The following is a 10185-nucleotide window of genomic DNA, read 5'->3' on the forward strand; positions in this document are numbered from 1 at the left end:
GAGCAGTGCGCCGAATGCCCTCGGGGATGTCCCGGTCGATCGTTGCCTTGTGCAGCTCCATCAGCCGTCGGCCGCTCCACAGGCGCCGGAACAGGCCCGAGGGAAGCTGAGGGTTGCGCACCAGCCAGCGCCGCACACCGCCGTCCACCGCGAAGGCCGCGCGCGCGCACACCGCCTCCAGTCCCACGGGGTTGCGGTGGTGGCGGACAATGAGCCGCGCGTGCGCCAAGCCCGTGCGCGGGTTCTCCATCACAGACTTGATGACGGCGGGCACCGGATCGAAGCAGAAGGCGGACAGCTCCGGATCCTCCGCGCTCCGGGCGCGGGCCTTGCGCTCGTCCTCGGTGAGCGGATGGAGCCGAGTCTCGAAGAGCTGGCGGTAGTTGCCCAGGGCCTCCTCGGGCTCGTCGTCGAGGGGCTCGGACTCCTGGGAATCGGAGGGCTCTGGGGAGGCTCCTTCCGCCGGCTCCGGGACGGAGGTTCCGCCCTCGACTTCTTCGGGCATGGCCTCGAGTGTGGGGACCTCCGGAGGAACGGCATCAGTGGCCCGGGAAGCAGGAGGCGCCGCCGCCCGGGGCGGTGCACTCGGGGCTGCCTGGGCTGGGTGGAGGGCGCCTTGCGCGACGAGCCGCGCGAGGATGGCCTGGATGCGCTCTGGGGGAAATCCCGTCAGGGCGGGGAGGTGGTTCGCGGAGGTGTGCCCGTCCAGGCGCGAGAGGACGAAGCCTTCCTCCGCGGTGAGGGATAGGCGCTTGAGGTCCACCGTAAGGTTGGGCTTGGGAGTCCAGTCCGCCATGAGCGATAACTATTCCATGTCCGACCGCCTCCGCACCTATGCCGAGTTCTGGCCTTTCTATCTCCGTGAACACTCCCGAGCCGCCACGCGCTGGCTGCACTTCGTTGGGACGTCGCTGGGCCTGGGGATTGCCGTCACCGCCATCATGCAGGGCCGGGCGTCGCTGATCCCCGCGGCCCTCGTCGCCGCCTATGGCCTGGCCTGGGTCGGCCACTTCGGCATCGAGAAGAACCGGCCCGCCACCTTCAAATACCCACTCTGGTCCTTCATCTCCGACTTCCGGATGCTGGCGCTGATGGCCGTGGGCCAGCTTGGCCCCCACCTGGAGCGCGCAGAGGCCGCTCGTTCGAGGGGGCCCGGGAGCACGGTTCAGGTGGCCCCCTCGCGCTGATGGCCCTGGGAGAACTGCGGGTTGAGAGGTTTCCCAAGGGCTTCTGATCTGAGGTCCGCATTAGGAGCGCACTTCTCCCGCAGCCTGTGCGCGTTTCTGATCTGATGTCATCCTCCATGAGCGTGCTGGAATAGGCACTTTCCCATGGGGTAGGCACCCGACCGCCGGGAACCCTACCCAGGTGCACTGATGGCTGCCCCGACCTGTTGCCGGCCCCCGTGCGACGAAGCCCCGTCGGCCGGACCGATTCGCTGGCCCACTCAAAAGAAAAAGCCACTTTCAGGCCTGGCGGGTGGAGCATTCCCCATGGGGAACTGTTCGGAAATGTCGGGGGTTTTGGGCACGAAAAGTCCCGACATTTCCGAACAGTCACGCACGCCAGTGGCGCCAGTGGCCCCTGCCGCAGGATTCTGAAGAGGGGAGACGCCAGCCGCGCGCGACGATCCCGTCCGCTCCTGCTGGGACCTGGCTCGACTCTTCTGCAAACGGCTCAGTGCACGATGCAGGGGCAGGACGCCTGTATCCTTGCCCCTGCGCAACACCCTCTCAGGTTGTGCGTCGGCTGCCCATCCTGGTAGGTTAGACGAGCTATGCGAATCTTTCTTCTCCGCCGGTCTGTCCTGCTTCTCGCTCTCGTGGCCTCCGTTGCTGTAGCCCAAGATCGCGAACCCCGAGTGCGGAATCTCTACCTCTCGGAGGACCCGCGAGACGCCGCTCCTCGGATCTACGTCGGCGGGCGCATTGCCACCATCCTCAGCTTCGAGCAGGACGTCGATCCGGCGCGGACGAAGCTACTTGGGTGGAAGGGTGGTTCGAGCCCTTGCTGGCGGGCGGCAAGTCCGTAGTCTTGGTGCCGCGCCAGCAACTCCCACCAGAGGACCGTTTCCTGCTGCTGGTCACACTCGCGGATAAGACGGAGCGGCCCTTCACCGTGACGGCGAGGGCGAGCGGGCGGGTTGATCAGCAGGTGAACGTATTTTCTGACCGCGAAACCCAAGACGCAATTCGTTCACGCCTGACCGATACCCAAAGGAGGGAACGTCTTCTTCGCGAGGAGAACGAGCGCTATCGCAAAGAGGAAATCTCAATCGACCATTCCCTTGCCGCGCTCTTGGTGAGCGGCGCAGTCGAGATGACGCCGTTTATCCACCAGCGTACCTGGAGACTTCCTTGCGAAGGAATACAGCTTGAAGTTCGTAATTTCACCAGCAGAGAGGGAAGCAAGACGGCGCTCGTGTTCCGCGTCAAGAACCAGGAGCCCGATAAGCCCTGGAAGCTCATGGAAGCACGCCTCTTGAGCGAATCCACAGGCGCGGAATGGCCGTTTGCAATACGCATGGATCGGGCGGAGATTGGCCCTGGTTCTTCTGGCACCATCGCGGTTGTAGCAGACGTGAGCGCCTTCGACTTCAAGAGAGGTGCCGAAAAACTCGTCCTCCAACTGTTCCGTTCGGACGGGCTGATGGTGGCTTACGTCACTCTGGAAGAGATGCGCGTGCGAAAGTAGATCCGCTACCCATGACCACGACTCAAGTGCTCCGCCTCTGCTCGGTCTTGCTGCTCGGCACCTCTGTAGGCTGCACAACTGCCGGTGGCGTCTCCCTACGCCCCGATGGAAGTCCCGGACCTGAGGAGTGCCCAGCGGAGGCTCTGCAGGCGATGCAGATACTCGGTCTGGGGGTAGGTGACGGGGGGAGCGTAGAACTCGACGTGAACCAAGCCGACGAAAGTCCGATTACGCTCTATGAAGGCCCCATTGAAAGCGACTTGAACACCCGCCTCGGTCCGCTCCCTCCAGCCACGCGGCTCTATGGGCGCGTGTGGGCTGGGGGGCCGCAGGTGGCCATCCGGTATTACGAGGCACATCCACCGAACAGGGCCAAGATCCCCATTTGCGCGGTCGCCCGGGCTGCTCGCGGCCAAATGAAGAAGCGCCCGGAGTCCAAGCCGGGAACCGCCATCCTTGAATTCTCGACCGCAGGGGTCTTCGTCGTTGACTCGTTCCGGTGAGCGGCCTAGCGGCTGGAGACTCCCACGCCCACCGGGCAGCTGACGCCCGTGCCTCCCAGCCCACAGTACCCGTCCGGGTTCTTCGCCAGGTACTGCTGGTGGTAGTCCTCGGCGTAGTAGAAGGCCGGCGCCGGGAGGATCTCCGTGGTGATGGGCTCGTAGCCCGCCGCGCTGAGGGCCTTCTGGTAGGCGTCCCGGCTCTGCTCGGCCGCGTGCTTCTGGGCCTCGTCGAAGCAGTAGATGCCCGAGCGGTACTGCGTGCCCATATCGTTGCCCTGGCGCATGCCCTGCGTCGGGTCGTGGTTCTCCCAGAAGACGCGCAGCAGCGTGTCGTAGCTCACCTTGGCCGGGTCGAACACGACACGCACCACCTCGTTGTGGCCCGTCTGCCCCGAGCACACCTCATGGTAGGTGGGGTTGGGGGTCAGCCCCGCCGCGTAGCCCACCTGCGTGCTGTACACGCCCGGCGTCTGCCAGAACTTCTTCTCCGCGCCCCAGAAGCACCCCAGCCCGAACACCGCTTGCTGCAAGCCGGCGGGGAAGGGCTCCTTCAGCGGGGTGCCCAGCACGAAGTGCTTGTCGGGGATGGGCATCGGCTCGGAGCGGCCCTTCAGCGCCTCGTCCGGCGTGGGGAGCTTCAGCTTCTTGGGAGAGAGGAGGAACATACCTGGGTGTTTAGCCATCTCGCCGCCGGTTTTCACCTCCTTGGAGCAGCCCCCGCCTGGTGCCGGGTAAGGTAGGGTAAGGACGTCATGCGCCTCAGCTCGCTGTGTCTCATGTGCTGTCTGCTCGCCCCCACGGTGGCGCTCGCCCAGTCCACACCCAGGCCCACCCCGGTGCAGCTCCGGGAGCTCGAGCGCCAGGCCCGGATCCTCTACGAGAGAGCCCAGAAGGCCGCCGTCCAGCGCATCAAGGCGCAGAAGGGCAAGGAGGAGAAGGAGCCCGAGCCCAAGCCGGCCAACTGCAAGCTCCCAGCTGCAAGGCGCGCTGCCCAGTTCTCCGAGGAGGCGCTCCCCGGCATACCCCTCGCCGATCGCTATGCCCTGTACGTGGGCGCGTGCGGGCTCGAAGACGTGGTGAGGCTGACGCAGCAGCTCGTGCGCTTCAAGACGATGAACGGCGAGCTGCCGCCAGCGAAGAACCCGGAGATCATCGCCATGGGCAAGTTCCTCCAGCAGTGGGGGAAGGCGCGCGGCTTCGGCTTCCGGGTGGCGGGCCGCAACGACGTGTTCGAGCTGTCCTGGGGCGAGGGTGCTCCCCACCTGGGGCTCGTCTTCCACGGCGACGTCGTCCCCGCCCCTCCTCACGAGTGGAAGTACAAGCCCTTCGAGCCCAAGGTGGTGAACGGCCGGCTCTACGGCCGCGGCGTCATGGACGACAAGGGGCCCCTGGCCACGGCGCTTGTCTCTCTGGCGATGGCCCAGGAGATGGGGCTCTCGCCGCAGAAGGGCAAGGTGCTCGTCATCATCGGCAACGACGAGGAGAGCTCATGGGAGGGCATGCAGGAGTATGCCCGCACCGAGCAGCTCCCCACGCACATCATCTCCGTGGACTCGGCGTACCCCGTGGTGGTGGCGCAGTCTGGCTTCGTTGCCGTGAGCCTGGAGGCCCCTCTGGGCACGGCGGACGCGGCGGACAGGAGCGTGCTGCTGCCCGTGGACGCCAGCGCGGGGGAGTTTCTCACTCAGGTGCCCGGGGCGGCCTCGCTGAGCCTGGCGCCCTTTGCCGGCAAGTCCGTGGAGCAGGGGCTGGCCGTCGTGAAGACGGCCGTGGAGGCCCTCCGCAAGGAGCGGCCCGGGCTCAAGGCCGAGGTGAAGACCGTACCCGCGGCAGGGGCCGGCGGGAGCACCTCACGCATCGTCCTCTCCACTCAGGGCCAGGCCGTCCACGCCTCCATCCCCGAGGAGGGGCGCAACGCGCTCTGGGATCTGGCCGCCATTGCCGAGAAGCTGCCGCTGGCGGACAACGGCCTCACGGCGATGCTCCGCACGGTGAGGCGTCGCTTCGACGGGGATCACCACGGCGAGCGCCTGGGGTTCACCGAGAAGGATCTACTGATGGGGCCGATGATCGCCGCGCCCACCGTGCTGCGCGTGAAAGAGGGGAAGGTGTCGCTCGGCATCAACCTGCGCCGGCCCCGCTCCGAGGAGGGCAACGACGACTTCCACCAGGCGCTCGACCACGCCATCGCCCTCATCACCCAGGAGACGGATGGCCGGGTCGTCGAGGGACCCGGGCGCTACGTGGGTGACCCGCACATGGCGGACGTCAATGGCCCGCTCGTCGCCACGCTGGTGGACATCTACCGGCGCCACCGGGGCATCCGCGAAGAGATTGCCCCCATCTCCATCCGCGGTGGCACCTATGCTCGCCTCTTCCCGCGGGGGGTGGACTTCGGGCCCTCCCTGAAGGAGCTGGGGCCCTACACCGGCCACGCGCCCGACGAGTCCATCTCCCTGGAGCACCTGGGCCTCAGCACCCAGATGATCGCGGAGGCCATCCACGCCCTGGCGCTCTCGCCCAACGCGAAGTGAGCCCGGCGTGCGCGGGGCCGCGCGCCGCTCAGTGCGCCAGCCGGGGCCAGCGGACCGTGAAGCGCGTGCCCTCCTGGGCGCTGGAGCGCACCTCCACCTGCCCCTGGTGCGACAGGGCAATCTGCTGGACGATGTGCAGCCCCAACCCCAGGCTCCGCGCGCCGCTCTTGCCCTCGTGAGGGCGCTGATCCTCCGGGCGGCGCTTGAACGGATCGAAGATGCGCGGCAGCAGCTCCTCCGGGATGGGCACGCCCTGGTTGTGGACCTCCAGCAGCACGTGGGTGCCTGCGTCGGACAGCGTGGTGCGCACCGGTGCGTCCTCCCGCCCGTGCTGGAGGGCGTTGAACACCAGGTTGCTCAGCACCTGCGCCACCCGATCCGGATCCCACTCTCCCCAGGTGTCTCCCTGGACCTCGAAGAGGATCTGGCGCTCGGGGAACGTCACCTGCAGCTCCTCGAGCGCCGTCCTGCACACCTCCCCCATGTTCATGCGCTGAGGCGTCACGGGGATGCCCCCGCCCAGTCGGCTGCGCGCGAAGTCGAGGATGTCGTCGATCAGCTTCGCCATCCGCGAACCGCTGCGGAGGATGCGCTCCACGGCCTGGAGCTCGCGCTCGCCCAGCCCCTCCGTGCGCGAGAGCAGGAAGGCGGAGGCGCTGATGGCACCGAGCGGGTTGCGCAGATCATGTCCCAGCACGGCCAGCAGCTGCTCCCGGAAGGAGAGAGCCCGCTCGAGCGCCTGCTCCGCCTGCTTGTGCGCGGTGATGTCCAGCACCACGCACCCGACGCCCAGCATCTCCCCGGGCTGGGTGCGCACGGGGTAGAAGTTGGTAACCCAGGTGCGTCCCTGGAGCCGGTCCACCCCGGGCGGCATGGTGAGCTCGAAGCTCCTGGACGGCTTCCCCGTCTCCAGCACGCGGCGGAGGAGGGGTTCGATGAGCGGGAGCACCGAGGGAGGCATCATCTCATGGATGGTGCGGCCCAGGTGCTGCTCCGCGGGGTGGTTGTTGATGCCGGCCAGGGTCTGGTTGATGCGCAGGTAGCGCAGCTCCGGGTCCAGGAAGGCGATGCCCACGGGCGAGGTGGCCAGCAGCGTGTCGACCATGGCCAGTGAGCGCTGCGCCTCCTCGCGCGCGGCCTGCTCGCGGGCGCGCAGCTGCGCCTGGACGATGAGGGCGGTGGCCCGGCTGGCCATGATGCGAAACAGCAAGGTGTCCGCCTCGGAGAAGGCATACGCCGTCCGCGAGCCCATGTACGCCACGCCGAAGAGCTGCTCTCCATCCATCAGCGGAAGGCCGTACAGCGCATGCAGGCCCAGGTGGGCGAGCGCCTCCTCTTTCAGCAGCGGATCCGTGGAGGCCGAGCGCACCGCGAGCGGACGGCGCTCGGCGGCGACCTGGCCCGCGAAGCCCTCGCCCACGCGCGTCCGCAGGCCCACGAGCTTCTCCGCCTCCAGCCCCATGGCCGCGCGGACTCGCAGCGTTCCATTCTCTCGCAGCAGGATGATGGCCGCGTCCACCCGCAGGGCGGACTCCATCAAGAGGGTGAGCAGCCGCTGGAGCAGCGTGTCCTCGTCCGGGCTGCCCAGCGCTGCCTGCATCATGCCATCGAAGGCATTGAGCGTGCGCTCCTTCAGGCGCGCGTAGCTCTGCGCGGCGCGTGTCACTGCCTGATCAATGAGCTCGTCCAGCAGCCCCAGCGTGCCCGGGGCGGGGTGGATGGCGGAGGCCTGGAGGCGGCGGAAGATGCAGCTGCGCAGCAGCGCATACTCCTGGGTGAGCTCGTGGAGGCCGAAGCCCTGGCTCAGCCGCGCCAGGGCGTGCACATCGGAGAGGACGCCAGGGAGCTGCAGCGGAATGCCGTGAGTCTCGTGCGCCAGCGCCTCGGTGATGCCGTCCAGCAGGGCGGGCAGGGGCTCCATGAGGGTTTCGCACCCCGCGTGGCGGGAGTGCAGCTCGTGGGCGGACCGCTTCCAGTCTTCGAGGAGGTGCTCCCGATGCGCGCGGAGGAAGGCCGCCAGCCGGTGGGGTTCCTCCGGGTCCCGGGTAGGCTCCCAACCGTGGGGACGTGGTTCCTGCTCCAGCATCGTGACCTCCGGGACGACCTCTGGCACCCGCTCGGCTCCACTCTGAGCATGATGCGACACCCTCGCTCACGTTGGTATTCCCGGGCAGGCGACCCTGGGCCGGAATGGCTGAGACCCCCGAGACCCTTGGTGGGATGCCTCCCATGCCTGCCCGCCTGAATGGTGAGACAGTGGCTTCGTCCTATTCCAACAACCGAGGACCCCGGACACAGCTGTGACAAGGAGATGGGGACTTCCCGTGCGCTCGGCTAGGTTGCGTGGAAGATGAGCACCCTTCTCCTGTCCCGCTCCGAAGTGTCTCGAAACCTGCAGGCCGTCACCTTGCTGGAGGACATGCGCGAGGCGTTCCGCGTGGATGCGCTGGCGCGAACGGTGGCACCCCAGCGGACGCGCGTCCCCCTGCATGCCCAAGGTACGACCATGGTGCTCTTTCCTGGCAGCCTCCCGGGGATACCCGCCTACTCGATCAAGGCGAGCGCCCGCTTCCCCTCGAGCGTGCCCCCTCTCCAGAGTGTGCTGCAGCTCCATGATCTGGCCACGGGTGCGCTGCTCGCGGTGATGGACTCGACGCAGCTGACGGCGGTGCGCACGGGGGTGGTGGGAGCGGTGGGGACGGAGGTGCTCGCCCGGCCGGACGCGAGTCGCGTGGCCCTGCTCGGTGCGGGCGATCGCGCCGTGCTCCAGCTCAAGCTCCTGAGGCTGGTGCGGACGCTGTCCCGGGCCTTCATCTACGACGCGGACTTCGAGCGGGCCGCCGCGCTCGCCGCGCGCATGTACCAGGAGATGTCGCTGCCCGTCCGGGCGGTGGACTCGGTGGCGGAGGCGGTGGAGACGGCCGACATCGTCGTGGCGTCGGGCGCGGGGGGACAGGCCGCGCTCTCTCCGGAGCTCGTCCGCCCGGGGATGCACATCACCGCGCTGGCCGTGGACGAGCAGGACAAGGTGGAGCTGTCCCCGGAGCTGATCGCCCGCGCCACCTTCGTGTGTGATCACCGGGGGCTGGCGCTGTCCGGGGGCGTGGGTGGGAGCGCCGGGCTGACCGAGTCCTCCATCCACGCGGAGCTGGGCGAGATCATCGCGGGGATGCGCACGGGGCGGACCTCACCCGAGCAGGTCACCCTCTTCTGCACGGTGGGGCTGCCCTTCCAGGATCTGGCGGCCGCCTGGCACGTCTACCAGGCGGCGCAGGGAGATGAGGACATGCGCCGGGTGGACTTCAGCGCTTGAGGTGCTGTCTCCCTCACCCCCCCTGAGGGGAGGACGGATGCGAGACCGGCGGCCGCCCGCCGTGGGTGTGTGAAGGAGGTTGCACCTCTCGTGGCGCGGCGAAGAGGCTGTCCGGGCCATGGTTGAGCAGCACCTCGCCATGCGCCACCTCGCGCACGTCCGACAGACGCACGGCGAAGTCCTTCCGCCACAGCCAGCCCTTCTCCACGATGAGGTCATCGCCTTGGATCTCCACGATGCGCCCCAGCTTGTGCCCGTCATTGCTGCGCACCGTCATCCCTTTGTGGATCTCCGATCGCTCGAACATACGCGCTGCTCCCCAGGCCGCCTTTGGCCCCTCGGCCCTGGTGGAAAGTTGGCCCTTGGGTGCCCTGGGGAGCCAGTGCGGTGCTCGAGCCTCTCGCACCCTCGGGCCACGCACGCCTGGAGGGTGAGCAGCCTTCCAGGCACCTGTTTCACTTCGGGAGCTCGCTGGTGTGGCTCGGGCGCGTGCCCATCTTCCGCCTGGAGGTGACGCATGCTCGCAGGCTTCATGGCGTCGCGGACGGGACGATGGCTCCGCATCCTGGCGGGGGCCGGCATGGTCCTGGGAGGGCTCGCGGCGGGCTCTTCCCGTGGCGCGGTGGTTGCGGTGGCAGGGCTGGGGCCGCTCATGGCGGGAGCACTGGATCTGTGCCTGCTCGGGCCGCTCTTCGGCCATCCCATCCGGGGCGCGGACATCCGTCGGAATCTCGGGCAGCCGGCGGAGCTGTCGCTGTTCAGGACGCGCTACGAGCGGCTCTCCCCGCACGCCCGCATGCTGCTGCACTGAGGCCCCACGAGCACCGGGCTCAGCCCACCGCGGCCCGGGGCTCAGCCTGTGGCGGCGGCAGCGCCTGGGCTACGCCCGGCTTGACGCAGATGAGCTGCAGCTCCCGGCGCAGGTGCGTCACCCGGCAGGCGTGGACCCAGCCCAGCAGGAACGCATACCGCGCATACTCGTAGGCGGCGCGAGGCCCGCGCGCGAGCCGGCTCCGGAAGATGTCCTTGCCCGCCTTGACCGGGGTGAGGCCGGCCCGAGCGCTGGCGTCCGCGAGGTTCCGCTCGTAGAAGTAGACGTGGTGCTGCCACCCGCGCCGATCCGGCCGGAACGAGCGCCCCC

General features: G+C 68.3%; 9 protein-coding genes and 1 pseudogene. 5 read left to right on the forward strand and 5 right to left on the reverse strand.

From position 1 onward, the window contains the following. Positions 1–796, reverse strand: a 796-nt coding sequence (locus tag VD972_RS29145; protein ID WP_324992030.1) for a hypothetical protein, incomplete at its 3' end; no start/stop codon positions are given. Between the two features lie 16 nt (positions 797–812). On the opposite strand from VD972_RS29145, the gene VD972_RS29150 reads away from it, so the two are divergent. Then, the gene (locus tag VD972_RS29150) at positions 813–1187 is read left to right on the forward strand and encodes a DUF962 domain-containing protein (protein WP_324992038.1); all 375 of its coding nucleotides are present in this window, start codon (positions 813–815) and stop codon (positions 1185–1187) included. Positions 1188–1777: 590 nt separating this feature from the next. Continuing rightward, a pseudogene (locus tag VD972_RS29155) lies at positions 1778–2694 on the forward strand (DUF2381 family protein). 508 nt (positions 2695–3202) lie between these two features. On the opposite strand, the gene msrA reads toward VD972_RS29155, so the two are convergent. After that, on the reverse strand, positions 3203–3862 hold the full coding sequence (msrA, locus tag VD972_RS29160) for a peptide-methionine (S)-S-oxide reductase MsrA (RefSeq protein WP_324992031.1): 660 nt from the start codon (positions 3860–3862) through the stop codon (positions 3203–3205). Between the two features lie 87 nt (positions 3863–3949). Here msrA and VD972_RS29165 point away from each other — a divergent pair, with 87 nt between their 5' ends. After that, positions 3950–5731: a Sapep family Mn(2+)-dependent dipeptidase gene (locus tag VD972_RS29165; RefSeq protein ID WP_324992032.1), complete on the forward strand. Its 1782-nt coding sequence runs from the start codon at positions 3950–3952 to the stop codon at positions 5729–5731. Positions 5732–5759: 28 nt separating this feature from the next. On the opposite strand, the gene VD972_RS29170 is transcribed toward VD972_RS29165, so the two are convergent. After that, positions 5760–7844 (reverse strand): ATP-binding protein, encoded by a 2085-nt coding sequence (locus VD972_RS29170; RefSeq protein ID WP_324992033.1) that lies wholly within the window; start codon positions 7842–7844, stop codon positions 5760–5762. A gap of 237 nt (positions 7845–8081) precedes the next feature. Between VD972_RS29170 and VD972_RS29175 the strand changes: the two genes are divergently transcribed. Next, entirely contained in the window at positions 8082–9044 is a 963-nt protein-coding gene (locus tag VD972_RS29175; RefSeq protein ID WP_324992034.1) for an ornithine cyclodeaminase family protein, read from the forward strand. Between the two features lie 13 nt (positions 9045–9057). On the opposite strand, the gene VD972_RS29180 is transcribed toward VD972_RS29175, so the two are convergent. Then, complete coding sequence (locus VD972_RS29180) at positions 9058–9351, reverse strand: hypothetical protein (RefSeq protein WP_324992035.1); 294 nt, start codon at positions 9349–9351, stop codon at positions 9058–9060. Positions 9352–9561: 210 nt separating this feature from the next. On the opposite strand from VD972_RS29180, the gene VD972_RS29185 reads away from it, so the two are divergent. Then, positions 9562–9855, forward strand: a complete 294-nt coding sequence (locus VD972_RS29185; protein WP_324992036.1) for a YgaP-like transmembrane domain — start codon at positions 9562–9564, stop codon at positions 9853–9855. 19 nt (positions 9856–9874) lie between these two features. Here the strand turns inward: VD972_RS29185 and VD972_RS29190 are convergent. Next, positions 9875–10185 (reverse strand): hypothetical protein (locus VD972_RS29190; RefSeq protein ID WP_324992037.1); only part of this gene is annotated, 311 nt, incomplete at its 5' end.

The sequence above is a fragment of the Hyalangium sp. genome (assembly GCF_035629615.1).
GTDB lineage: Bacteria > Myxococcota > Myxococcia > Myxococcales > Myxococcaceae > Hyalangium.

Bases quoted from the DNA above. Each gene is read 5' to 3' on its own strand.
- VD972_RS29150 (WP_324992038.1), top strand. From the start codon at position 813: ATGTCCGACCGCCTCCGCACCTATGCCGAGTTCTGGCCTTTCTATCTC.
- msrA (WP_324992031.1), bottom strand. From the start codon at position 3,862: ATGTTCCTCCTCTCTCCCAAGAAGCTGAAGCTCCCCACGCCGGACGAG.
- VD972_RS29165 (WP_324992032.1), top strand. From the start codon at position 3,950: ATGCGCCTCAGCTCGCTGTGTCTCATGTGCTGTCTGCTCGCCCCCACG.
- VD972_RS29175 (WP_324992034.1), top strand. From the start codon at position 8,082: ATGAGCACCCTTCTCCTGTCCCGCTCCGAAGTGTCTCGAAACCTGCAG.
- VD972_RS29180 (WP_324992035.1), bottom strand. From the start codon at position 9,351: ATGTTCGAGCGATCGGAGATCCACAAAGGGATGACGGTGCGCAGCAAT.
- VD972_RS29185 (WP_324992036.1), top strand. From the start codon at position 9,562: ATGCTCGCAGGCTTCATGGCGTCGCGGACGGGACGATGGCTCCGCATC.